The sequence below is a fragment of the Micromonospora sediminimaris genome (assembly GCF_016863575.1).
Lineage (GTDB): Bacteria > Actinomycetota > Actinomycetes > Mycobacteriales > Micromonosporaceae > Micromonospora > Micromonospora sediminimaris.
This window is the reverse complement of sequence record NZ_BOPD01000006.1, coordinates 40035-64007: the sequence shown is the minus strand read 5'-3', so window position 1 is coordinate 64007 and position 23973 is coordinate 40035. Positions and strand designations below refer to the sequence as shown.

Genomic DNA, 23973 nt, shown 5'->3' with positions numbered 1-23973 from the left:
ACATCAGGGTTGTTGCGGTGTCCAGCCTGCGGGAGGCGGCAACTACAGGGTTGTTGCCGCCTCCCTGGCTTGGGTCTGCGTTCAGGCTGTGGTCGCGACCGGCGAAGGGTTGAGCCTGGCGAAGGCTTCCTGTCGGTGATAAGGGAAGTACGGATAGGGTGCGGTGCGGCTGCTGGCAGTGTCGAGCCGGGCTGTCTGTTCCGGCGTGAGTGACCAACCGGCAGCGTCGATGGTCTGCCTCAGCTGTGCCTCGTTGCGGGCGCCGATGATGACGGTGGCTACCGTGGGCCGTTGCAGTAGCCAGTTGACGGCGATCTGCGGCACCGCTCGACCGGTCTCGCGGGACAGTTCGTCGAGGACGTCCATGACGCGGAACAGGTGCTCGTCCTCGACCGGTGGGCCGAAGGCGGCGGTCGCGTGGAGCCGGCTCGTGGCCGGTGGCGGTGTGCCGCGGCGGATCTTGCCGGTGAGTCGTCCCCAGCCGAGCGGGCTCCACACCACGGCTCCGACGCCTTGGTCGAGGCCCAGGGGCAGCAGCTCCCACTCGTAGTCCCGACCGACTAGCGAGTAGTAGACCTGGTGTGCCACGTAGCGGCGGCGATGCTCCCGGTCGGCTGCGGCGAGGGATTTCATGAGCTGCCAGCCGGCGAAGTTGGAGACGCCGAGATAACGGATCTTGCCGTCTCGCACCAGGTCGTCAAGGGTCGCGATGACCTCTTCGACGGGCGTCGCGGCGTCGAAGGCATGTAGCTGAAACAGGTCGATGTGATCGGTCCCGAGTCGGCGCAGCGCCACATCGACCGATCGGATGAGACGAGCCCGTGAGGTTCCCGCGTCGTTCGGCCCGTCACCGGTCGGCAGACCGCTCTTGGTCGAGATCAGGACGGCGTCGCGTCGGCCCTTGATCGCCTGCCCCAGCACCTCCTCGGACGCGCCGTCGGAGTACACGTCCGCAGTGTCGAACATCGTTATCCCGGCCTCGATGCAGATGTCCACGAGGCGTCTCGCCTCTCGGGCGTCCGTGTTGCCCCAGGCGCCGAAAAGCGGGCCGGACCCGCCGAAGGTGCCGGCGCCGAAGCTGAGGGCGGGCACGGTGAGGCCGGATGCCCCGAGTCGTCGGTACTCCACGATGAATCCTTCCGCTAAGGGAACTGGGGTTTCGTTAGCGCGTCGGCTACGCTAGCAGTCAATCGCAGTTAAGGGAACTGGAGACCCGTTATGGCTGTCGGTGCGATCCGGCCCGGAGGACGGACCGCCCGGGTCCGCGCCGCCGTGCTGAAAGCTGCCGGTGACGCACTCGTCGAGCACGGCTTCGATCGTCTTGATCTCGCGGACGTGGCGCGCCGTGCCGAGGTGGGCAAGACAACTGTCTACCGCCGCTGGGGTACGGCCGCCGGCCTGGTCACCGACCTGCTGGCAGACATGGCGGAGCAGTCGCTGCCGAGAGCCGACACCGGAAGCCTGATCGGAGACCTGCGTGCCAATGCCCGGCTCGTGCAGCGAACCCTGGTCGACTCGCGTCAGGGTGCCCTGTTCCGGGCGGTCATCGTCGCCGCGACCTGCGACCTACGCGCCGCCGATGCTCTGCATCGCTTCTACGCCGTCCGGATCGCCGAGTGGGCCCCCTGCGTGGAACAGGCCGTGCGGCGCGGGGAGTTGCCCCCGGACACGGACGCAGCCGAGGTCATCCGTGCCGTCTCGGCACCGCTCTACTACCGCCTGCTCGTCAGCGGAGACCCCATCGACGAGGCCATGGCGGACCGGGCCGCCGAAGCGGCAGCGGCAGCCGCCCACGCCGGCGTTTTCACGCAGACCAGCGGTCCCGACTGACGGCACAGCTCATTCCTTCAGGCCGGCCGTCAGCCGTGCGGGTCCGGCTCGGCGCGCAGGGCGGCCGTGGCCCGCACCGCCTTGACGATCGCCGGGATCGCTCCGATCAGCAGCACCAGCGCCCAGACGATCGCGATGATCGCGAAGACGACGGCGCCCACGGAGTCGACGATGCTCACCAGGATCACCGGCACCAGGTGGTGCAGGAACTCCAGCAGCACCGTGCAGAGCAGGCTGGTCAGGATCAGCAGAACCAGCCCCTTGTTCTGCAGGAACTTCGGTTGAGCCAGGATCAGCAACCCGGCCCAGGCGAGTTTGAGCAGCAGCACCAGCGCGAGTAGCACCGCGGCGTCACCGACCGGGAAGAAGCCCCACAGCGCCAGGTACGCCAGCGTGCCGAACGGCGGCGCCAGGAACAACGACACCATGATCATGAGTTCGATGAACGCGAGCACCAGCGCCAGCAGGGCCACGAGGATCAGAACGATGGAGAAGATCAGGGTGGCGACGCCCTGGATCCGGCCGTGCAGCCGGTCCGGCAGCACCAGACCCAGACAGAACAGCCCGGTAGTCCAGAGCGCCGCCGTGTCGACAAGCGCCAGGTAACCCGTACCACGGCCGGACGGTTCGCTGACCTCTCGTACGTCGCCGACCTCCACCCCGAGGTCGGCGGCGCTGCCGGCCAACTCCGCACCGGCGTCACCGCCGCCCAGCAACAGCCCGGCACCCACCTCCAGGCCGACCGCCAGCACCAGCGCCAGCATCGCCAGCAGCAGGAACGGCTTGCGCAGCGCACCCATGCCGACCTCCTGCCTCAGTCCTGCGCGATGGTGACGAGGCACCCGGGCGGGCAACTCACAAGCACCGTGGTGGCTCGGTCGACGGCGACGCGGGCCACGGCGCCGCTGCCGTCGTCGGCGGGATCCACCTCGTCGGTGACGGTGAAGTCGGCGTCGCCCGGGGCGGTGGCCCTTACGCTGAATGCCTGCGGACCGCGCAGGATCAGGGTGCGCAGCCCGCCCGGGTCGGCGATGCGCAACTCGCAGCGGCCGTTGACCACCAACTGCCCGGTGGCGTCGGCGCAGTCCGCGTCCACCCCGGCCGGATCGACGGCGCTCCGCCCACCTCCGGCTCGCCCCAGCAGGTCGACAAGTGGATGCCGGGCCGCCGGGTCGCCCCGGTCGTCGCTACCCGCGCCCACCGCCACCGCGAACAGCACCACCAGCAGTACGCCCAGCGCCGCCAGCAGCGCCTTCTGCTGCCCGCTCATGTCGGCACTTCGCTTCGCTGCGTGCCGTCATGAGGCATCGCCGCGCTGAGTTGATGATTCGCTCGCTGCCGCTCGCTCATCGCTGGTCCTCCGGTGCGACTTCGGTGAACCGGAGCAGATCGATACCGGCGAAGTAGCGGTTCGTGCTCTGCGTCTTGCCGATCACGACCAGGGTGATCTCGTGCGTTCCGGGGCCGAGCCGCACCCGACCCACCTCGACCCAGTCGGTCACCTGCACCTTCGGCGTGAACCCGAGGAACGGGGCGCCGACCTGCCGGCCATCGATCAAAAAGACCGTGTTGGCGTAGTCGGACGCGGTGGTCAGCACGGCCGAGAACTGCCAGGTCGCCTCGGCGGGCAGCGCCACCGTCACGGTCACCCGGTCGTTGACCGCACGGCCGAGGAAGAACAGCTGAGCATCCTGCGACCAGGTCACCTCGCAGCAGTTCTGCTGCACCTGAACGGTGGCACCGGAACCCGAGGGCGACTCGACCCGAGCCCCGGTCACCAGGGTCTCCGCCTCGACGGTCACCACCTGCGCCTGCGGTGGCGGCTCATCGTCGCGGGCCACCAGGAAGACCACCACCGCCGAGACCACCAGCACCAACGCCGCCGCCGCGGCGATCCAGGGCCAGGGCGTACGCTTCGGCGGCGCGACCGCGCGCACCTCGTAGGTGACCCGGCCGCTGGAGCGGGAACTCTCCTCCGGCGCCGTGTTCGCCGAGTACGCGAACCCGGTCATGTCGTAGCGCCGGGGCGGCGTGCCCGCCGGCACGGACAGTCGGACCAGGAACGACACCGAACCCTGGCCCGGTACCACCCGCTGGGGCTCGGTGACGGTGAACCACGACCGTTGGGTGCCCTCGCCGGGTGCCACGTCGAACACCACGGTGTCCGGTGCGACGCCCGGGTTGGAGACGGTGAAGGTGAGCTCACCGGCGTTGCGGGCGTCCAGGGTGAACTGCTCGGCGGCGGCGGCGACGGTCCATTCGGTGGTCATGACGGCTCCTCGGCGGCGGAAACGGGGGAGACGGGAGCTGACGGGTCGACGGCCGGCGACGGCACGCTGGCCCGGCCGACCGCCCGCTCGGACGGGGTGTCGCCGACCGTGATCTCGGCGGTGACCGCGGCCGGCTTCTCCGCGGCCACGATCCGGTCGACCAGCGCCAACTGATCGACGGCGTCGGCGGGCACCCGGACGACCAGGTGAAACGGCCGTTCGGTCGGCTCGTCGAGGACGAACCCGGTGACCCCGGTGGCCAGCTCCAGAGCGACCCGCAGACCGTCCGGGGTGCCCCGCCAGGCGGCCAGCGCCGCGCCGTGCGCCACCACGTCGCGCAGCCGATTCAGGGGCAACGGCAGGGGGACGTCCCGCCGGGGCGCGCTGACCAGGTGGTCCATCGCCACCCACCGGGCCAGGTACGCCACCATCGGCGCCGGTGCCCGGTACGGCGCGAAAAGCGCGTCCACCTCGGACAGCACCGCCTCGTCTGGGGCGTGCAACGCCTCCATCACGTCCAGCAACGCCCACAGCACGCTGCCCGGCCCGGCCGCCCGCTGGTAGGCCGCGGGCAGCAGCCGCTCAATGGCCGCTCGTCGCATCCTGCCGCACCACCTCGATGTCGTGCTCGCCGGAGCAGAGCAGCCAGGTGTCCGGGACGGTCACCACGTCGGCGGTCGACTGGTTGGCGCTGGCCGACCACTCCACCGCGTCCTCGCTGCGGTGCACGCCGCGTTCCCCGCCGGCCAGCACCAGGCGTTCCGCCGCGCCGGTGGCGGCGACCGCGTCCACCGGCATGAACCGGGTCCGGTCACGCAGCGGCAACCCGCAGTTGACCGACACCGACGTCCACTGCGGCTGCGCGGCGAGCGTGTCCAGCCGGAGCACCCCGCCGCTCTGCGTCGCGGCCAGCGCGAGCGAACCGCTGAAGGCGAGGTCCCGGCAGGTGCCGCCGAGCCAGCCCGCCGACAGCGCCTGCCACTTCACGTCGGACTCGAACAGCCGGGTGCGGAAGCACCCCTGGCCGGGCCTTTTCGGATCGGGCTCGCCGGCCCCACTCCACAGCAGGGTGGCCGGTCCGTCGTACTGCACGGCGAGAACCCGGTTGTCCACGTTGGCCAGGCCCACGTGGCTGAAGCTGCCGGGGCGTCCGGCGTTGTGGGACAGGTACACCCCGAAACCGGCCTGGGCGGCGACCGCCACCCCGGCCGCGCCGCGCTCGGAGACGAACGACCGCACCGCGTAGAAACCCCGATCGGCGTCGGCCGGATCGACCAGGATCTGCAACGGCACCGCGTCCGGCAGCAGGGACACCTCGTACAGGCCGGTGTCGGTGGCGACCAGCAGCGCTCCGGCGCCGTCCCGGTCGATCCAGGCCAGGTCGCCGACCCGCGAGTCCAGGTCGGCCAGCAGCGACCAGGTCTCACCCAGGTCGGTGCTCAGGTGCACCCGGGACCCGCCGCCAGCGCGTACCGTCGCCACCGCGACCGAACCGGCCCGGGGCACGATGCCGGGTCGCACCGGCGCGGGGGCCGGCACCACCCGCTGCACGGTCTCCCCGTCGAAGCGTCCCGCCGGCTCCCAACCGGCGCCCGCGTTTGTGGAGCGGAACAGCACCGCCCCGCTGCCGGCGTACCAGGTGCGGGGCTGGTACTGGTCGGCCGCCAGGGTACGCACCTGGTTGTCCGGCGCCTCGTCGACCTCGAACCGCACCGACTCGACGTAGCGCACGCCCGGCTCGGCGTGCTCCAGCAGGCGATACACGTTTGACGCCCGCAGCGGCTCGCCGAACGCCCAACCGGTCGGGTTGAGTGTGGTCGGCAGCGGAGTCAACGTCTGGTGCAGGCGGTCGTGGATGCGTCGGCGTACCGCGTCGACGTCCTCCTCCCGACGAACCACCACCCGGGCCCGGATCGACACCGCCTTGTACCGCGCCCAGGAGGCCCGGCAGGTGGTCCCCAGCGAACGGCGGCGCTCCAGGTCCGCCTCGACCCGCAACCGGACCTCCTCCACCTCGTGATCGCGCAGCACCGCCACCGGCAGTTGGCCACCGGGCCGCGCCCCGTCCGGCACGTACGGCACCAGCACCACCTCCACCTCACCGGGGCGGGCGAAGCTGTAGACGGCGGCCCGGGTGAAGGCACGGGCGCGGCTCACCCCGCCGGCGGCGGTGGCCAGCACCTCGAAGTCCCGGGCGGTCACCGCGCGCTGCTGGGCGAAGAAGGCGTACGGCCCGCGCAGCAGCACGGACTCCATGGCCTCCAGCTCCCGCCCACCGGCCGCCGGCAGCGGGTTGACCACCTTCACTCCGGGCAGCGGGTCACGCAGGCTGGTCAGGGTGCCGGCGGCCACGTTGCCGGCCGGTCCACCGCCCGCGCGGTACCACAGCCGGACCTGCCGCCCGGCCGGTGGCACCGCCGCGACCGCGCCGTCGCCGAAGGTCAGCGTCCCGCCGTCGGCGGCCCGCAGGTCCAGCGCCGGGGCGAAGGTCACGGTGCCGGAGCACCGGTCCACCAGGTACGCCTTGTCCTGCGGGCTGAGCCCGGCGAAGCTGTCCACCGCCCGCCAGATCTCGAAGGTGCGCCCGTCGTGTTCCCGCGCGGCGGCGCCCAGTTCCACCGACCCGGTCGGAACCTCGACACCGAGCAGCAGGTCCAGCGGTTCGGCGGTACGGGCCAGCGGGGCGCGCCCGGCGCGCAGCACCTGCCCCGGTTGCCCGGTGCCGACACCGAGCAACTCCGCCTCCACCGGCTCGCAGTGGTGCATCCGGACGGTCACCTCACGCTGCCCGGCGGCGAGCAGCGCCGGCTCGCAGGTGACGAAGACCACCGGGCGTGGGTCGGCTCCGCGGGCGGCGGCCACCCGGGTACCGGCGGGGATCCGCAGCGGGGCATCGTCCGGGCCGGTGCGGGTGAACCGGACGTCCGCCCAGGCCGCCGCCGGTGGGTGCCGGGTCACCCCGAGCAGGTTGAGGAAGGAGACGTACGCCTTCTCCGGCAGCTGGTTCAGCCGGTAGATCATCACCTCGGTGAGATGCGCGAACGCCTCCAGCAGCGCGACGCCGGGGTCGTGCGCGGACAGGTCGGTCCATCCTGGACAGGACTGCCGGATCCGCTCCCGGGCCTCGGTGACCAGGTCGAGGAAGGTCCGATCGTCCAGGTGCGGCACGGGCAGCGTCATCGTGCCTCCTCGATGTCGGCGGCGGAACCGGTGATCGGGTCGTCGTCGGCGGGCAGCAGGTCGACCGAGAAGACCAGTTGGCCGGGGGTGAGGCTGGCCCGGATCCGGTAGTCCAGCCGGATCACCAGCCGCCACGGGTCGTCGGGATCCGGTCCGGCGTCGACGTCGAGCACGTCGATCCGGTGTTCCCAGCGTGCGATGGCCGCGCGGACGTAGTGGATGGCCAACCCGGCGGTGGTGTCGTCGTTCGGCGCGAAGACCAGCCGGTGCAGGCGGGAGCCGTACCCCGGTCGCATCAGCCGCTCGCCCGGCGTGGTGGACAGCAGCAGGAACAGCGCTTGGCGTACGGTCTCGTCACCGTCGGTCATCGCCAGGCCGCCGGCTGCCGTCAACCCGAGCCCGCCGCCCTGACCGGGGTCGAAGCCGGCGCCGACGAACCGGATCGCCCTCACCGGTCGGCCCCCACGAAACGCTGCCGGGGATCGCGTACCCGGTAGGTGAACTGGCCGGGTGGACTGCCGTTGGTGAACCCGGACAGGTGCGACAGCACGATCCGCCGGCCGTCCACGCGCACCCAGTCGCTGTAGCCGGCCCGGACCGCCTCGGTGCCGGTGCACGGCTTGACCGTGGCGCCGTAGTTCGGGCACGCGACGATCTCCCGGCCCTTCGGGTCGTCGGCCACCAGCACGGGTACGCCGGCCACCGTGACCCATCCCTGGGACGCCTGGTTGCGGACCCGGCCGTCGTGGCTGCACCTGATCACCGAGTCGCGGTGGATCCAGCGCATCAGCTGCCTCCTTCGTGGTGGGCGCGAGCGAGCATTCGGGCCTGCTCGGCCGCCGTCTGCGGGTCCTCGACGGTCTCGGCGTGCAGGAAGTCGACGCTGCGGGCCCGCACGACCATCGCCCGACCGGGCGCGGACAGCACCAGGTCCGTCGCGGCGTGCAGGGTGGCCAACTGCGGGGTCAGTTCCAGCCAACTGCCGCCGTCGGTGCTCAGGCGCAGGCTTCGCGCCACGTCGTCGACCACCACCTGCTGACCACCGGCGGTACGCAGGGACCAGCGCCGGGCCCGCCCGTCGTCGATCCCGGTGTCGCACGGCTCGACGGTGCCGAACAGTGAGCCGAGCACCACCCCGGAGGCCGGCTCACCACCGGGCAGCGCCACCAGCACGCTGTCCTGCGGATCGGGCAGCGCGACCAGTCCTTTGCCCCGCCCCGCTCCCGGACACAGCACCGCCAGCCAGCCCGCGTCCGCCCCGCCGTACGCGGGCAGTTCGACCCGTACCCGGCCCAGACCGTCCGGGTCGGAGACGTCGGTGACCGTGCCGAGGGTGACCACCGCCGGTGCCGGCGTGCCGGTGCGCGGTGCCGGTGGCGGCAGGGTGGAGAAGCGGCTCAGGTGACCGTTCGCGTCGACGGTGTGCACCACCTCCGTCAACACGTACGTCCCGGCCACCGGCTCGGCCACCCCGGTCAGCCGGATCCGACGGCCGGGCCGCAACGCGGGCGTGCCCTCGGCCGTGCCGTCGGCGGTGACCAGGGCGGCGGCCCGGGTGTCGAGCCGGGCCTGGGCCAACGCGGCGATCTCGTCGTCGCTGCGTCCCGGCTGGTCCAGGGCGGTACGTGTGCCGTCCGCGCCGACATCGGCCGGATCGGGATCCGCCGGGGTGCGTCGCCCGCAGCGGGGGGTGCCGACACTCTGGGCCATCGCCTCGGCGCGCTGCGGATGCCAACCCAGCACCGCGCTCTCCCCGGCGGCGCTGTCGGCGTTCACCGACAACCGGAGGCCGTGCACGTCGCGGCCCAGTTCCAGGGGGATCGCCTCGCCGTAGCCGTCCAGGGTGACCAGTCGCAGCACGTCACCGTCGACAGTCAGGTGCAGCCCGGCCCGTGCGGCGACCTCGACCAGCAGGTCCAGGTCGCTGGGCCGGTGGTGCGGAAGCCGGTCCAGGTGCGGGCCGTCGACCTCCGCCTCGACACGCAACCCGAGGTCGGCGCAGAGTTCCGTGGCCAACCCGGCGGCGCTCACCGACTCGAAGACCCGGATCCGTTGCCGCTTGCGCAACCGGTGCAGCGGGTCGTACCCGCGCACCCGCAGGATGGCCGTACCGTCGGCGGCGTACTCGATCTCGACGGCGGTGACCTCCCCGGTGAACAGTGCCTCCGGACGCCCGTCGAGGTGCACGTCCAGGCTCGCGCCGATCTGCACCGGTCCGGTCAGCGCGGCGCTGCCAGGGGCGGTGTGCAGCGTCACCTCGCACTGGGTGGGCCGGTTCAGGCGGGCGGCCACCCGCACCGAGGCGACCCGGCCGGTCACCGCCTCGGGCAGCGATCTACCGCCGAGCAGCACGGTCAGCGCCCGGGGCGCGGCGGCGGTCACGACCCGGCCCCGGAGGAGTCGGTGGACGTCGCGCCCGCCGGTGCGGTGCCCGGCAGCGGCGGTACGGCGAGCGCGGTGCCGGCGGGCACGGCCAGCGGGTCGGTGATCCGGTTGTGCTCGGCCAACAGCCGCCAGCGCAGGGGCGAGCCCAGCGCGTCGTGGGCGAGCAGATCGAAGCGTACGCCCGAGGTGTCGGCGGTGGCGGTGCCGTCACCGGCGGCCACCACGGCCGTGCCCGGGGCGGCGGTGGGGGTCTGCGCGGCGGACAACTCCTCGGCGAAGCCCTCCTCGGCGTGCCGGGCGTCCTCCGCCACCCGGACCAGTTTGAGCCGCAGCCAGGAGCGGCGTGGGGAGCCGGTGGCGGTGAACGCGTCGAAGCGTTCCGCCACCGCGACGATCACACCGGGCACGTTCCAGGTCTTGCCCCAGACCATCCGTACCAGCGGTGGTCGCAGCCAGCCGTGTTCCACCGCCGAGTTCTCGGCCAGCATCCAGAGTGGTCGGGTGAGCGTCCGGACGTCGGTGGGACGGACCTGCCCCTCGGCGAAGTCGATGTCGAAGAGCAGATCCAACACGAGTTCGGTGCGGCCACCGCCGGTGAAGAGCAGCGGGTCGTCGGCCAGCCCGGCGCCGGTGAGCTGACCGTCGGCGCCACCTCGCTGACGCACCCCGGCGAGGCGGGTCACCTGCACGGTCTCCGGATTGAGCAGACAGTCGATCCGCTCGCCGGTGTCGATGAGGAAGGCCACCCGCTGCATCAGCCACCCGCCTGTTCACCGTCGAGCCGCCGCGTCCGGTGCTCGTCGCCGTCGGCCGGTCCGGGAACCGACCACAGTGCCCGGTCGTCGGGGAGCGCCGGCCACGGGTCGGGCCGCGTACGCCCACCGCGCGACGACTCCAGCTCCGGCCAGCGGACGTCCGCGCCCACGGACCAGCGTCCATCGCCGATCGGCAGCCCACTGCCGGGCCACCGCCCGTCGCCGGTGGGCGGCCCGTGGGGTACCCAGCGCCCGTCGCCTGGCCCGATCGGGCGTCCCGCCCAGCCGTCCCCGTCCGGCAGGCGAGGGTCGGCCGTCCGCTGGCGCCCGGTCACCAACCGGAGCGCCGCCCGGTGCCCCGGGGTGGCCGCTGCCGGGCGCGGCTCGGAGTTACCCGGCGGCCCCGCCGCCCCCGGCCCGGCCACGTCGGAGAGCCGGCCTGCGGAGCCGGTGGGCCGTCCCGCCGCGTCGACCGGCGGGCAGGCGGCTGCGCCGGTGGGCGGGCTCGCCGGGCCGGTGTATGGGCTCGTGGGATCGGTGTGCCGGGTGGTCGGGGCGGGTGGCAGCGGCTCTGCCGTGGCCGGGGCTGCTGCGGGCCGTTCCGCGTCGGTGCGAAACCCGGCCCGGGTCGTGCCCCGGACCGGCTCGGCCGGCCGGGGACCTTGCGTCGACGCTGGAGCCCGGTCGTGGGCATCCGTCGTGGCTGCTGCCGCCGCCCCGGCTGCCCGGACCGCCCCTCGGGTCGATCGCCGGCGGACAATGCTCGACCCGCTCGACCCGCTCGACCCAACCGGTCCGCCTGGTCCGCCGGGCCCGGCGGACCCGTGCTGCGCGGCAGTCGCCGGAACGGGCCGGGACATTCCACTGCGGTCCCTTTGCTCTGCTTCAATCGGCGCACCGGTCGATGCCCGGATACCGGACGTCACGTGGTGCGTGGGGTGAAGCAGAGCAAAGGACGTGGGGGAGTGGGTGGCCGGTGCCGGCCCGGACGTCGGGGAGTGCTCCGTGGGGGCGTCGGCGGTCGGGTCCGGACCGGTCGCCGCGCCGGGGCGCTCGGCGTGCCGACCGGCTCCTTCGACCGTCGTCGCGGGTCGACGCCCCGGACCGTCCAAACCACCCTCGCCCGCCGGATCGGCGAAACATTCCTCCGACCGGCCGTCGCCGTCCGATTCGCGGAAGCCCGGCCCATGGTGGTACGTGCCGGCCGGCGGCGGGTCGAGGGCCAGGTCCCGGAGCAGGCCGGGGGCGTGGGCGGTGACCACCCGCAGCCAGTGCTCGGGTGGCTGCCCCGGTCGCCGGGGCCGACCGTGGGGCTCGGCGAGGGTGGCCGCGACGGCACGATCGATGGTGTCCGGTTCCCCGCCCGACCTCGCGGGCGGGCCGGCCGGCGGCCCCGGGGCGGGGGAGTCGACCGCACCGGCGAGCCGGTGCACGGCAGCCGCCGCGGACCGGAGACGATCGGCCAGCCAGCTACGCGGGCGTCGGCGCGGCACCACCGGCCTCCAGTTCCAGGCTCTCGTAGCGCAGCGTCAGCGCCGCGATGGCGATCTCCTGACCGAGCGTGTTCAGGTGGGCGCCGCGCCAGTTGGTCGGCCAGGCGTTGATCAGGTTCCAGCGCAGCACCTCCGCTGTGCCGGCGGCGTCGAGCAGCACCACCGAGACGTTGCGGCGGCTGACCGTGCCCCGGGCGACAGCGTGCACCCAGTCCCACAGCTCCCGCGACGCGGTGAGGCCGAAGTGCAGGGTGACCGGCCCGTACTCGACCTGGCCCGGGACCATCCGGATCCGGTCGTTGCCCTGCTCCCGGTACGGCACCGCCGGGATGTTCACCTCCAGCCCGCTGACCTCGGTGAAGTGGCCGTTGGTCACCCCGTTGACCAGCAGCTTGAAGTTGTAGGCCCGGTACGGGTCGACCGGGGTGCCCGGCTGCGGCGTGGCCGTGGTCGGCATGTCAGCCTCCAATCGTCTCGGTCTCGGTGCCACCGGCCCACTGGCTCAGCTTGAACACCACGAACTCGGCGGGCTTGACCACGGCGATGCCGATGTGGGCGACCACCATGCCGGCGTCGCGGACGTCGGCCGGGTTGGTCTCCTCGTCGCACTTGACGAAGAACGCCTCCTCGGGTGTGCGTCCCAGCAGCGCCCCGTCACGCCACACCCGGGTGAGAAAGGCACCGATGTCCCGCCGGATGGACCGCCACAGCGTGTAGTCGTTCGGCTCGAACACCATCCACCGGGTGCCGTTGGCGATGGCCTGCTCGATGGCGATGGAGAGCCGCCGGACGTTGAGGTACCGCCACTCGCTGGCCTCGGCGGCGAGGGTGCGGGCACCCCAGACCCGGATGCCTTCGCCGGGGAAGTACCGGATGACGTTCACGCCCCGGGGGTTGAGCACGTCGTGTTCGGCCCGGGTGACCAGGTGGCCCAGGTCGACCGCGCCGCGTACCGGCTCGTTGGCGGGTGCCTTGTGCACTCCGCGCAGGGCGTCGGTACGGGCCCAGATGCCCGCGACGTGCCCGCTCGGCGGGGTGAGCACCAGCTCGCCGCTGAGCGGGTCGCGGACCCGCAGCCACGGGTAGTAGAGGGCACCGAAGTCGGACTGTCGGGGGCGGTGCGCCACCGGAGCACTCCCGCTGCCTCCGCCGCCGGATCCGGCGGGGGTGTCCGGCTCGCTGGTGTCGCTCGGCTTCGCCGGGCGGCCCGAACCGGGCGTGGCGACCCGGGTGAGGGTGGAGATGTCGTCGATGTCGGGCACCGGGTCGCAGATGGCGACCATGGTGCGGGTGCGCTCGGCCATGCTCAGCAGCGCCTCGTGGGAGACCGGGTCGTGGAAGCCGGGCGCGGCCAGGATGGAGATCTCGTCGACCGCTTCCAGCAGGTCAAGCCCGGCGCGCTTGCGGCCGGTGCCGGAGACGGCACCGCCTTCGCCGACGTTCACCACCCAGCAGCGGGTGCCGCCGTTGTCCAGGAAGCCGAAGACGGCCCGGGCCAGCGGCGTGCTCTCCAACTCGTCACCGTCGGCGTACAGGCGGAGGAAGTCGGTCCAGTTGTTCACCGCGAGGGCCGCACCGAGATGGGCGGTACGGTCCGGCGCGACCCCGACGAAGGCCGCCGTGCTGGTGCCGACCGGTCCGATCGGCCGGGCACCGCTGGGCACCTCCTCGACGTAGATGCCGGGCGAGAAGTAGGTGGGCATCGGTCCTCCCGTGCAGGTCGGGTCGGCGGATCAGGGAGTCGGCGGCGGGCAGACGATGACGATGTCGGGTTCGGTCGGATCGACCTCGGCGGTGAGCACCTGTCCCCGGCCGGTGAGCCGGAGCCGGACCGGTGCCGGCCGGTCCGGGTCGTGGGGCACGCCGACGACCCGGAAGCGGCCCGTCGGGTCGGTCCGTGTCGCGTACGGCTGACCGACGACCTCGACCCGCATCGCCGCGAGGGGCTGTTCGGCGGGGCCGACGACGCGCCCGTCGAAGGAGAGCATCTCCAGCTGTCGCAGTCGCAGCGGTCGCAGGACCGGTGCGGCCGGCCGGGTCGGATGGGTGACCTGCACCAGCACGTCGATGAGCAAGGCCGGTCGGGGCGGCGCACCGAAGGCCGCCCACAGGGCCGGGTCGCCGGCCTCCAGGACCAGCGTGCGGCCGTCTGTTCCGGTGGCCGCGACGAGCGCCCGGTCCAGCGCGGTGAGCGCCTCCGGGCCACCGGCGGCCAGCAGGTAGCGCACCGTGAACCGGTACGGCTCGGGGCCGCTGCCGCTGCCCCGGGTCTGCCGGGCCGGCCGGACGTCAAGCGGCCACAGGGTCAACCGGCTCGGATCGGCCTCGGGTCCGGGCGGGCCGACCGGGACGGTGTCTCCCACCGCCCCGGCCAGCCACGCCACCAACTCGGTGGTGGCCGCACAGATCGGACCGTCGGTCATCGCGGCGGCGTCCCCTGGATCCGGTACGCGATGGCCTCGTTCCACACGTGCGGGTAGACGCCGATCTCGAAGTACCGGGTGAAGCGGTTGATCGGTGCGCCGGTGTGGTCGTGGTACAGCAGCCAGATCGGCGCGATGGTGAACAGCACGTAGTTGGCCACGACCAGCGGGATGTACAGCGGGCCGAGCAGTCGGGCCTGGAAGATGTGCACGTCCTCGTGTCGCTGGATGCCGGGGCCGGAGCCGGCGCAGACCGTGCCGAGCGTGGTGGCGTAGCGGGGGGAGACCCCCTCGACCACGTTCACCCGGCAGCTGTGCCGGGAGGTGGCCCGGTCCAGCGAGTGGCCGAACACCAGGTGCAGGGCCAGGTAGATCGCACCGACGAGGGTGTTCAGCAGGCTCCAGGTGTGATCGACGACGAAGAGGAGGACACCGCGCGGGCTGACCGCGTAGACCTCGGCTGCGGCGACCGCCCAGCCGAAGACCGCGCCGACGAGCAGGCCGATGACCGCCCCGATGAGCAGCCCGAGGCTGCCCCCGACGAGTTGGCCGAGCACGGCGCCCGCGGCGACGTGAGCGGCGGCGCTGAAGATTCCGAAGACCATGGCCGGCTCCGCTCAGGCCCACGAGCGGATGAACCGGGGCTCATTGCCCTGGGCCAGCTGGGTCGGCGTCGCCTGCCGGTTGCCCGGGGGCAACTGGTTGACGCCCAGCGCGGCGGAGAAGATGACCAGCCCGTTGAAGAACGCAATGATCCACTTCTCGGCGCCGGCCTCGGTGGCGAAGGCCGCGGTGAGGTACGACAGCGCGAGGGCGATGCCCAGCGCGATCCACTTGCGGGCCTTGTCGGCGCTCGGGCCGATGAGTCCGCCGATGACGTTTGTGGTGAGCAGCGTCGCGGCACTGGCTCCGGTGAGGCTGCCCAGGGCCGCCCAGGTGAAGAGATCGTTCATCGCCGATCCCCCTTCGGTGTTGCGTACTGCGGGGTGGGGTGTGGGTTCGCTGCCGTCCTCGGTGGGCGGCGGCAGGCCGGCCGTCAGCCGGCGTCCGGCGGGCCGGGATTCGTGACGGCCGGCGTCACCGGGGTGGCTCCGCCGACCTGGGGTGTGGCGCTCTGAGGCGGCGAACCGCCGGTGCGGGAACGGCGGAGCAGGAACGCGACAAGCACCGCGACGAGCAGCAGTACCACGGTGCCGACGACGATCAGCAGCCAGGGAAACCTGCCGCCGGAGTCCGCGCCGGCCGCCGGAGACGGGCGCGGCGGCGCCTCGGCGACGGCGCGCAGCTCGACGGGCTTCGGCTCGTTGCGATTGACCCGCCAGGTGACCGTCCGGTCGTTGACCTGACCGCCGGTGCTGGCGTCCAGGACGCGGCCGGGAAAGGTCACCGCGATCTCGAACGACATCAACAACATGAATCGCTCTTGATTCTTGGGGTCCTGCTCGGCCACTTTTCCGCCGTACTTCTTCGGGTCCAGCGGAAGGGTGAACACGTACCGGTCGTCGGTACGGACGATGCTCAGACTTTCGCTGTCGAATTCGGCAAGCGGCACGTTCCGATAGTTGATCAGAGATCCGAAGTGGGTGGCGTCCTCGTATCGGGTCTCCGGCCCGGTGGGTAGCGCCGGGATGTTCTGTCGCAACTCGGCGAAGCCCGCCTCGACCGGCCTGTTGTTCAAGGTCAGGACGTTACGCTCGGCCGTGAGCAGAAGTTGACCGCTGACCGTGTCATCCGGGTTGACGGTCAGCCCGGCATTGAGTTGCATGCAGCCGGAAAGGGCTGCCACCAGTACGAGGCACGCCGCGCCGCGGAGTGTGCTGAAGCGCCCGAGCCTCGTATTCATGGGCTCAGTGTGTGCTCTCGCCGTCCGAGTCATCAGTCAGCGATCAGTCACATGCCAGTCGCCGATCTTACCGGCACCCCGTCACATTCGGCCGAGGTCGCGAACCGGGAAAATCGATATTCTGAAAGGTTGACCGCAATTTCTTGATCGGATTGCGTCGGGTCTGGCGTCAGTCCGGCCTCGGCGGATACCAGTCGGCGTGCTTCGCCATGCCCCGCAGCGCCGTCCGGCTCGGTGTGAGACGCAGCATCGCGTTGCGTACCGCGATGGCCGCCGGGTGTCGCAGTTCCTGTCCGAACCGGGCGGTGCGGGCGGCCGCGCGGGCGATGGCCTGGCTGCGGGGTCGGCGCAGCCGGTCGTACGCGCGCAGCGCCACCGGAACGTCGGCCTCCGGACCGGCGAGCGCGCCAAGCGTGACCGCGTCCTCGATCGCCTGGCAGGCGCCCTGCCCCAGATGCGGGGTCATGGCGTGGGCGGCGTCACCGAGCAGGGCCACCCGGCCGCGCACGTAGCGGGGGAGCGGCGTGGCCAGGTGGTACAGGTCGTTGCGCAGCACGTCGTCGGGTCGGGTGGCGGCGAGCAGCGCCGGTACCGGGTCGTGCCAGCGGCCGAAGCGTTCGCGTACCTCGGCCAGCTCGTCGACGGCCTGCCGGCCGGGCGGGGCGGTGATCGCGGCGTACCAGTAGACCTGCCCGTCGCCGAGCGGGACGGTGCCGAACTCGCTGCCCGGTCCCCAGCTGACCGCCGCGGGGACCGGTCCGTCGAAGGCGATCGCCGCCCGCCAGGCGGTGGAGCCGGAGTACGCCGGTGGCGGAGTGTCCGGCCAGAGCCGGGTACGCAACGTGCTGCGCAGCCCGTCGGCGCCGACCACCAGGTCGGCGGAGATCTCAGCCGGCTCACCGTCGCGCCGGTAGCGCACAGTGCCGCTGGCCGGGTCGGCGTCCCGCACCGCGCAGCCGGTCCACAGCGCGTCGGCCGGCAGCGCCTCGCGCAGCGCCCGGTGCAGCGCGCCCCGGTGCACGCCGAGCGCGGTGGTGCCGAGCACGCGCTCCAGTTCGGCCGCGTCCACCCGGGACAGCCAGTGCCCGTCCCAGGTGCGCAGCCCGCCGGTGGCGCCGTCACGCCCCAGCCGGCGTACCTCGGTGCCGAGGCCGAGGGCGTCCAGCCCGCGTACCGCGTTCGCCATCAGCGTGATTCCCGCGCCGACCTCACGCGGCTCGGGGGCCTGCTCCAGCACGGTGACCCGCCAGCCCCGTCGGTGCAGGGCGAGGGCGGCGGCCAGCCCGCCGATGCCCGCCCCGGCCACGACCGCATGCCGCTCCGCCACGGCGACTCCCTTCTACGCCTGTAGAAGCCGGAAGGAGACCGGCTGACCCTTCAGGCGCTGCCGCGGACGACCAATGCCGAGGGGAAGACGGTCGTCTCCGGCGCCTCGCGATGCTCCAGCACCATGGTCGCGGCCGCGGTGATGATCTGCCGTACCGGGTGACTGGCCGTGGTCAGCGCCACCGTCGCGGCCAGCGGAATGTCGTCGAATCCGGTCACCGCGACGTCCTCGGGCACCCGGATGCCGTCGGCCCGGAGCCGTCCGATCACCCCGAGCGCCGTCGCGTCGCTGATCCCGACGATCGCGTCGGTGTCCGGCCAGCGTCGCAGCACCTCCCGAGCGGCGGCGTAACCTCGGGCCGCACTGAAGTCGCCGACCACCTCCCGGGCCGGCAGGCCGGCGTCGTGCAGCAGCCTGCGGTACGCCCCCACAGAGCGGTTGGCGCAGGCCAGCCAGCGGGGACCGGTGACCATGGCGATCCGTCGCCGTCCGGCGTCGTACAGGTGGCGGACGATTGCCGCGGTGCCCCCGCCGTTGTCGATGTCCACCGACGGCACCGTGGCCGAACCGATCCCGATCGACACGGCCCGGCCGCGCAGCCGGCGCGGCACCAGGTCCAGCAGCGCCGGGGTCGTGTTGAGCAGGACCAGGCCGGCCACGCCCCGGTCCTCGGTCAACTGGGTCAGCCGCTCCGGCGCTCCCAACGGCACCCACTGCACCGCCACGCCCAGACCGTGCGGCGTGCAGGCCCGGGCCACCGCGGCGACCGCCTGGTCGACGTAGGGGTCGTCGAGGACAGCCGGGCCGGTGCCCGCCACCGCGATCAGCAGCCGTACGCCGGAACCGTGCACCAGGGCCCGGGCCGCCGGATTCGGCACGTAGCCGAGCAGGTTCACGGCGGTGCGTACCCGCTCGCGGGCGGTAGGTGACGCGAAACCGTTGCCGGCGAGGACCCGGGACGCCGTGGAACGGGACACCCCGGCGGCCCGGGCCACGTCGTCGAGGGTGGCCGGGCGGCGCGCTGCCGTCGTCATGAACTTCTCCCCGTTGTTGCTCCCGCCCGCCTGGGCGCCCATCAGCATCATGCCGTGCCCGACGGCCGCTGGTAAGGACCGGAGGTGGATTGTGGTGGTAGCGCTCCCAGGTGTGTGATCGTCGTACTGCCCGAGGAGAGGACCGGATGGACCCCGTCGTCACCACCCCTGTCACCCCGCCGACCAGCGCTGGCCCGTCCCGTGCCGTGCTGGCCGCCCGGAACGGTGTGGCGGTCGTGTTTGCGCTCAACGGACTGGCCGTCGCCACCTGGTTCGCCCGGGTGCCGGCGATCCGCGACGGACTCGGCCTCACCCCGGGTCGGCTCGGCCTGCTGCTGCTCGCCATGTCGCTCGGTGCGATCCTCGCCATGCCCACCGCCGGTCTGGTCACCCAGCGTCTCGGTGCCGCCCGGGCGGTGGCGGCGTCCACCCTGCTCGTCGCGCTCGGGCTGACCATCGCCGGGATCTCGGCCGGCGTGGCCGGATGGCTGCCCGGGGTGGCGGTGGGCCTGTTCGCCCTCGGGTACGGCTCGGGCAGTTGCGACGTCGCGATGAACATCGAGGGCGCGGCGGTCGAACGGCGACTCGGCTGGACGGTGATGCCGCGCTTCCACGCCGCCTGGAGCCTCGGCTCGGTGGCCGGCGCGGGCGTCGGCGCGGGGGCCGCCCGCCTGGGCGTCCCGGTCGCCGTGCACCTCGGTGTGCTGGCCGCGGTGGTGTTCGGCGGCACGCTGCTCGGGGCGCGCGCGTTCCTGCCGGCCGAACCGGCGGCGGACGGCACCCCGACCGGGCGTCGCAGTCGACTGCTGGCCGCCTGGCGGGAGCCGCGCACCCTGCTCATCGGCCTGCTGGTGCTGGCGGCGGCGTTCGCCGAGGGCAGCGCCAACGACTGGCTCGCGGTCGCCTTCATCGACGGCTACGGCTTCAGTGAGGCGGCCGGCGCGGCGGTCTTCGGCGTCTTTGTGGTCGGTATGACGCTGGGCCGCACCGCCGGGACGGTGGCGCTGGACCGCTGGGGACGGGGGCCGGTGCTGACCACCACGATCCTGCTCGCCGTCGTCGGCGCCGGCCTGGCGGTGCTCGCCGGGTCCGGTCCGGTCGCGGTGGTCGGCGTCGCGCTGTGGGGGATCGGTGCCTCGCTCGGTTTCCCGGTGGGAATGAGCGCCGCCGCCGACGAGGAGGAGCACGCGCACGTACGGGTCAGCGTGGTCGCGGTGATCGGTTACACGGCGTTCCTGGCTGGGCCGCCGTTGCTGGGTCTGCTCGGTGACCAGGTCGGCACGTTGCGGGCGTTGCTGGTCGTACCGCTGCTCCTGCTGCCGACCCTCCTGCTGGTCCCGGCGGCTCGCCCGCCCGTCGCCGGCGGCACGGGGGCGCCGGCGCGGGCGGGCTCGGCGCAACCCGACGCGTAGCGGGCCGGTGGCGGTGCCGCCGTCGGTTGGCTACCGACGGGGGATTCTCATCCGGCTCACAGGGATCTGCCAGGTGACGGTGCTGCACTGGGAGTCACGCCGAGGAGAGGAGCCGGGCATGGGCTGGTTCAGCCGGCGGTCACGAGCCGCGCAGGGCACCCCGACGAAACTCGACCGCGAGGGCACCCCCGAGGACCTCGCCGCGCTTGAGCGCTTCGCCACCAGCCGGCAGGGGGTGGAGTTCTACCTGGAGCCGGAGACAACCGCCACCGACACCACAGTGATGGCCATCGCCCACGACGGCGAGTGGATCCGCCGCCGCACCGGCACGCCGCGCGCCGCTGGCGCTCTGGCCCGCAAACACGCCATCCCGCTCTACGAGGCCGCCAAGGTCGGGTACCCGGATCGGATGCGCGCCTGGAACCGGGCCCATCCGGAGCGTCGCGCCCGCTGAGCCGACCGTGCTGCCGACTCAGCCGGTGATCGCCGCCCGGGCCTCGTCGAGGGTCAACGGCGGGCTGTGGCTGGAGACGTACCAGCCGATGTCGTCGTCGAGCAGCCGTCCGACCAGCGCGAGGTCCGGTTCGTCCGCCGGTGTCCGCAGGTGCGCCGGCGGTGGATACCAGCTGTCCCCGAGCAGCATGACCCCCGAGTCGGGTACCACCACGACGGTGGAGTCCGGGGCGTGCCGGCCGCCGACGTGGCGCGCCAGCACGCCGGTGGGCAACTCCACCTCGTCGGTGAAGACGCGGCTGGGCGGTAGCACCCGCAACTCGTCCCAGGAGTCGACGGCCAGCGCGCGAGCCCGGTAGCTCGGCCCGAGCCGCCGGTTGCGGAGCACCTCCTCGCGGAGGTACCGGACGCTCCACGGCCGGGTCGCCTCCGCGCGTAGCAACTCCGCGCCGCTGACATGTCCGATGATCTCCACGTCCGGCCAGGCGCAGGCGCCCCAGACGTGGTCCCAGTGGTGGTGGGTGTAGACCAGCCAGCGGGGTGCCTCTAGACCGGCGGCGCGCAACGCGACCTGGATCTCACGAGCGTGCGACGGGCTCTGTCCCGCGTCCACAAGTACGCTGCCCCGCTCGTCGCTGATCACCGCGACGCCCGCCTGCACGAACTCCGGGTCGGATTCACCCGCACACAGCCAGACCCGCCCCGCAAGATGCTCGAACGCCACCACCACCGCACCCTAACCCCCACTCCCCGCCCCCGGCGATCATGCAGTTGTGGCAGTGGACGAGTGGGGCGAATGCGGAGCAAGCAACGCCCACAACTGCATGATCGCGAAAGGCGAGGTCAGTGGAGCGCGACGACGGCGGCGTCGGCGGCGCCGCGCCAGAGGGTGCCGACCTCGGTGAATCCGGCGTCTTTGAGGGCGGTGAGGTGCCAGGAGGCCGGGGGCATCCATTCCGGGCTGTGTCCGGACGGGTAGATGGCGTGGCGTTGCTGCACGAGCGGAGCCAGCGTCGGGTCCTGCTCGGCCTGCTGCCACCACTGCGACCACGACAGCACGGCACCGGCGGCGTACCGGGCCGCCCGGTGCTCCTCGCCCCGGGCGAGCAGCCGCTTGGTCAACTCGGGTAGGTCGCCGTCGGGCATGTGGTCGGCGTTGACGAACAGACCGCCCGGCCGGAGCAGGTCGCGGATCTCCGTGTAGAGGATGCGCAACCGGTCGGCGGGCAACCAGTGCAGCGCGGTGGCGGTGAGCACGGCGTCGTAGCGTCGGTGCGGCAGCGCCGTGGTCCAGTCCGGCCGGCCCAGATCGGCAGTGACGATTGTGGCCTGCTCGCCGAGGGAGGCGGTGGCGAGGGCGAGCAGTGCCGGGTCGAGGTCGACCAGGGTGATCTCGGCGTCGGGGAAACGTCGCAGGGCCCGCAGGGAGATGGTGCCGGTGCCGCCGGCCAGGTCGAGCAGCCGGGGCGGGGTGGCCTCGCGGATGGCGTCGACCGCGTCGAGCATGACGGTGAACCGCTGCTCGCGGTCCGGCATGTACGCCTCCTGCTGGCGGTCCCAACTTTCCTGCCAGGCGGCGACATTGCTGATGTAAGGACTCATGGCGAGCACGCTAGTTACTAGACGGCTCGCCTGTCCAGGCTTGTTGCCAATCTTTTGCAACTACGGGAGGATGGCATGGCGATGATCGGATCGGGCCGGACCGGGATGACCTGGTCCGGCCCGATCGTGTCTCCGCGAGCACCTGCGCCCGCCCGTGGCCAGCCTCCCCGAACGCCCGCCCGCCGGCGGTGCCATGATGTCCCGTGGCGAGGGCGAGCTGCCCGGCCGGAACGGACTGGAAGCAAGGTGGACCCTCAGCGCACCGCCGCGCACGAGATGTTCGACGCCGACGTGGCCTCGAACCGGCTCGGCATCGAGCTGCTCAGCGCCGCCGACGGCAGCGCGGTGGCCCGGATGCGGATCACCGACGGCATGGTCAACGGACACCACATCGCGCACGGCGGTTACGTGTTCCTACTGGCCGACACCGCGTTCGCCCTGGCCTGCAACAGCCATGGTCCGGCCACCGTCGCCGCCGGAGCCGACATCACCTTCATCCGCCCGGCCCGCCAGGGGGACGTGCTTGTCGCTCGGGCCAACGAGCGCACCCGGTACGGCCGCAGCGGCATCTACGACGTCACCGTGAGCCGGGAGGGTGGGGAGGTGGTCGCGGAGTTCCGTGGCCAGAGCCGGACCCTGCGCGCGGCAGCTCCCCCTGACGCTGGCGGATCGGATCCGGGGGAGCGGGACCGGGCACCGACGGCCGGCCAGGGACGCTGACCCCGGATCCGGCACCGCTGCTCCAGCCGACGCGGATCCACGCTCCGCCCGGGACGGATCCCGTGCGCGCCGCTCCGTGGTGGTCCCGGGCGTCGGGCACGATGTCCCGATGGGACACGTCGTGCTCTTCCACTCCGTGTACGGGCTGCGGCCGGCGGTGCTGGCGGCCGCCGACCGGCTGCGCGCCGCCGGCCATCAGGTGCACGCGCCCGACCTGTACGGCGTGCCCGCCGTCGACTCCGTGGCGGCGGGCTTCGCCCTGCTGGAGCGGATCGGCCAGCAGACAGTTCTGGACCGGGCCCGCGCGGCGCTCGACGGGCTGCCGCCCGACACCGTGCTCGCCGGGTTCTCGATGGGTGCCGGGGTGGCCGGCGCGCTGCTGGCCGAACGACCCGACACCGCCGGCCTGCTGCTGTTGCACGGCACCGGAGGATCCCCGGCGGCGGTCCGTCCCGGCCTCCGGGTGCACCTGCACCTGGCCGACCCGGACGCCTACGACCCGCCCGACGAGGTCGACCAGTGGCAGCGGGAGATGGTCGCGGCCGGAGCGGATCTCGTGGTGCACCGCTATCCCGGGGCGGGGCATCTCTTCACCGACCCGACCGTGGTCGACCACGACCCGGTCGCTGCCGAGCTGACCTGGGATCGGGTGCTGGCCTTCCTTCAGCACCGCTGACCGGGCCGTCGACCGGGGGGCGGCGGCGCAGGTCCGCTCCACCATCCGGCTCGCGATCGTGGCGGCCGCCGAGGTGACCTGGTCGATCCGCCGGGCGAGCACGGCGCGCACCGCTCGGGGCAGCCGGGCGTCGGTGACCTGCCGCAGGACCGGATCGGCGACGTCGTAACCGCCGGCCGGCCGGTGCACCAGCAGGCCGTCGCGGGTCAGGGTGGCCAGCTCCGCCGCCGCCCGGGTCCGCGGCCAGTCGAGAACCTCGGCCAGCTCCGCCCCGGTGCGGCCCGGCGCGAGCGCGGCGGCCGTCAGGACCGCACGCGCATCGGCGTCGAGACGATCCAGCCGGGCCTCCACGACCCGACGGACACCCTCCGGTACGGGCAGGCTTCCGCTGTCGCCCCCGGTGACCGTACGGACGTAGGCCACCGCCCGCCCAGGACTGCCACCGGTCACGGGGATCAACCGGGCCGCCATCCAGGCAGGTCGGCCGGCCCGACGCAGCAGTCGGCGCAACAGCCGGCCGGTGGTGATGGTGTCGAGCGGGGAGAGGAGCACCCTGACCACCCCTGGACC

Annotated in this window: 26 protein-coding genes; 5 read left to right on the top strand and 21 right to left on the bottom strand. The window is 72.9% G+C overall.

What is annotated here, in order from left to right:
* Positions 1-81 precede the first annotated feature (81 nt).
* The gene (locus Vse01_RS03240; protein WP_093402624.1) at positions 82-1128 is read right to left on the bottom strand and encodes an aldo/keto reductase; all 1047 of its coding nucleotides are present in this window, start codon (positions 1126-1128) and stop codon (positions 82-84) included.
* 90 nt (positions 1129-1218) lie between these two features.
* On the opposite strand from Vse01_RS03240, the gene Vse01_RS03235 reads away from it, so the two are divergent.
* A complete protein-coding gene (locus Vse01_RS03235) occupies positions 1219-1830 on the top strand; it encodes a TetR/AcrR family transcriptional regulator (RefSeq protein WP_093402625.1) in 612 nt (203 codons plus the stop codon).
* A 29-nt stretch (positions 1831-1859) separates the two neighbouring features.
* On the opposite strand, the gene Vse01_RS03230 is transcribed toward Vse01_RS03235, so the two are convergent.
* The 18 genes from Vse01_RS03230 to Vse01_RS03145 form a co-directional block, all read right to left on the bottom strand.
* The gene (locus Vse01_RS03230; RefSeq protein WP_093402626.1) at positions 1860-2630 is read right to left on the bottom strand and encodes a hypothetical protein; all 771 of its coding nucleotides are present in this window, start codon (positions 2628-2630) and stop codon (positions 1860-1862) included.
* A gap of 14 nt (positions 2631-2644) precedes the next feature.
* The gene (locus Vse01_RS03225) at positions 2645-3100 is read right to left on the bottom strand and encodes a hypothetical protein (protein ID WP_093402627.1); all 456 of its coding nucleotides are present in this window, start codon (positions 3098-3100) and stop codon (positions 2645-2647) included.
* A 76-nt stretch (positions 3101-3176) separates the two neighbouring features.
* On the bottom strand, positions 3177-4100 hold the full coding sequence (locus tag Vse01_RS03220) for a hypothetical protein (protein WP_093402628.1): 924 nt from the start codon (positions 4098-4100) through the stop codon (positions 3177-3179).
* On the bottom strand, positions 4097-4702 hold the full coding sequence (locus Vse01_RS03215; RefSeq protein ID WP_093402629.1) for a phage tail protein: 606 nt from the start codon (positions 4700-4702) through the stop codon (positions 4097-4099). Before Vse01_RS03215 ends, Vse01_RS03220 begins: the two co-directional genes overlap by 4 nt.
* A complete protein-coding gene (locus Vse01_RS03210) occupies positions 4683-7280 on the bottom strand; it encodes a putative baseplate assembly protein (protein ID WP_093402630.1) in 2598 nt (865 codons plus the stop codon). The genes Vse01_RS03215 and Vse01_RS03210 overlap by 20 nt, the downstream gene beginning before the upstream one ends.
* Complete coding sequence (locus tag Vse01_RS03205; protein WP_093402631.1) at positions 7277-7732, bottom strand: GPW/gp25 family protein; 456 nt, start codon at positions 7730-7732, stop codon at positions 7277-7279. Before Vse01_RS03205 ends, Vse01_RS03210 begins: the two co-directional genes overlap by 4 nt.
* Entirely contained in the window at positions 7729-8067 is a 339-nt protein-coding gene (locus Vse01_RS03200; RefSeq protein ID WP_093402632.1) for a hypothetical protein, read from the bottom strand. The genes Vse01_RS03205 and Vse01_RS03200 overlap by 4 nt, the downstream gene beginning before the upstream one ends.
* Positions 8067-9662: a phage baseplate assembly protein V gene (locus Vse01_RS03195; protein ID WP_093402633.1), complete on the bottom strand. Its 1596-nt coding sequence runs from the start codon at positions 9660-9662 to the stop codon at positions 8067-8069. Before Vse01_RS03195 ends, Vse01_RS03200 begins: the two co-directional genes overlap by 1 nt.
* Positions 9659-10420, bottom strand: a complete 762-nt coding sequence (locus Vse01_RS03190; RefSeq protein ID WP_093402634.1) for a CIS tube protein — start codon at positions 10418-10420, stop codon at positions 9659-9661. The genes Vse01_RS03195 and Vse01_RS03190 overlap by 4 nt, the downstream gene beginning before the upstream one ends.
* A complete protein-coding gene (locus Vse01_RS03185) occupies positions 10420-10590 on the bottom strand; it encodes a hypothetical protein (RefSeq protein WP_170863355.1) in 171 nt (56 codons plus the stop codon). Before Vse01_RS03185 ends, Vse01_RS03190 begins: the two co-directional genes overlap by 1 nt.
* A gap of 1300 nt (positions 10591-11890) precedes the next feature.
* The gene (locus Vse01_RS03180) at positions 11891-12370 is read right to left on the bottom strand and encodes a phage tail protein (protein ID WP_093402636.1); all 480 of its coding nucleotides are present in this window, start codon (positions 12368-12370) and stop codon (positions 11891-11893) included.
* 1 nt (position 12371) lies between these two features.
* Positions 12372-13616: a phage tail sheath family protein gene (locus Vse01_RS03175; protein WP_093402637.1), complete on the bottom strand. Its 1245-nt coding sequence runs from the start codon at positions 13614-13616 to the stop codon at positions 12372-12374.
* 30 nt (positions 13617-13646) lie between these two features.
* On the bottom strand, positions 13647-14336 hold the full coding sequence (locus Vse01_RS03170) for a carboxypeptidase regulatory-like domain-containing protein (protein ID WP_093402638.1): 690 nt from the start codon (positions 14334-14336) through the stop codon (positions 13647-13649).
* Complete coding sequence (locus Vse01_RS03165) at positions 14333-14941, bottom strand: glycine zipper family protein (protein ID WP_093402639.1); 609 nt, start codon at positions 14939-14941, stop codon at positions 14333-14335. The genes Vse01_RS03170 and Vse01_RS03165 overlap by 4 nt, the downstream gene beginning before the upstream one ends.
* Positions 14942-14953: 12 nt before the next feature.
* Positions 14954-15289 (bottom strand): hypothetical protein, encoded by a 336-nt coding sequence (locus Vse01_RS03160; RefSeq protein ID WP_093402640.1) that lies wholly within the window; start codon positions 15287-15289, stop codon positions 14954-14956.
* An 83-nt stretch (positions 15290-15372) separates the two neighbouring features.
* Complete coding sequence (locus tag Vse01_RS03155; RefSeq protein ID WP_093402641.1) at positions 15373-16179, bottom strand: LppM family (lipo)protein; 807 nt, start codon at positions 16177-16179, stop codon at positions 15373-15375.
* Positions 16180-16348: 169 nt separating this feature from the next.
* The gene (locus tag Vse01_RS03150; RefSeq protein WP_093402642.1) at positions 16349-17506 is read right to left on the bottom strand and encodes an FAD-dependent monooxygenase; all 1158 of its coding nucleotides are present in this window, start codon (positions 17504-17506) and stop codon (positions 16349-16351) included.
* Between the two features lie 50 nt (positions 17507-17556).
* Complete coding sequence (locus Vse01_RS03145) at positions 17557-18540, bottom strand: LacI family DNA-binding transcriptional regulator (RefSeq protein WP_093402816.1); 984 nt, start codon at positions 18538-18540, stop codon at positions 17557-17559.
* A 146-nt stretch (positions 18541-18686) separates the two neighbouring features.
* Here Vse01_RS03145 and Vse01_RS03140 point away from each other — a divergent pair, with 146 nt between their 5' ends.
* Together Vse01_RS03140 and Vse01_RS03135 are read left to right on the top strand one after the other, a co-directional pair.
* Positions 18687-19952: an MFS transporter gene (locus tag Vse01_RS03140; protein ID WP_093402643.1), complete on the top strand. Its 1266-nt coding sequence runs from the start codon at positions 18687-18689 to the stop codon at positions 19950-19952.
* 118 nt (positions 19953-20070) lie between these two features.
* Positions 20071-20406: a hypothetical protein gene (locus Vse01_RS03135; RefSeq protein ID WP_093402817.1), complete on the top strand. Its 336-nt coding sequence runs from the start codon at positions 20071-20073 to the stop codon at positions 20404-20406.
* 18 nt (positions 20407-20424) lie between these two features.
* Here Vse01_RS03135 and Vse01_RS03130 read toward each other — a convergent pair whose 3' ends face one another.
* Together Vse01_RS03130 and Vse01_RS03125 are read right to left on the bottom strand one after the other, a co-directional pair.
* Positions 20425-21129 (bottom strand): MBL fold metallo-hydrolase, encoded by a 705-nt coding sequence (locus Vse01_RS03130; RefSeq protein ID WP_239104266.1) that lies wholly within the window; start codon positions 21127-21129, stop codon positions 20425-20427.
* 119 nt (positions 21130-21248) lie between these two features.
* A complete protein-coding gene (locus tag Vse01_RS03125) occupies positions 21249-22007 on the bottom strand; it encodes a class I SAM-dependent methyltransferase (protein ID WP_093402645.1) in 759 nt (252 codons plus the stop codon).
* 276 nt (positions 22008-22283) lie between these two features.
* Here Vse01_RS03125 and paaI point away from each other — a divergent pair, with 276 nt between their 5' ends.
* Both paaI and Vse01_RS03115 read left to right on the top strand, forming a co-directional pair.
* A complete protein-coding gene (gene paaI / locus Vse01_RS03120; protein WP_198413149.1) occupies positions 22284-22727 on the top strand; it encodes a hydroxyphenylacetyl-CoA thioesterase PaaI in 444 nt (147 codons plus the stop codon).
* 109 nt (positions 22728-22836) lie between these two features.
* On the top strand, positions 22837-23403 hold the full coding sequence (locus Vse01_RS03115; RefSeq protein WP_170863363.1) for a dienelactone hydrolase family protein: 567 nt from the start codon (positions 22837-22839) through the stop codon (positions 23401-23403).
* Positions 23404-23973: the final 570 nt, after the last annotated feature.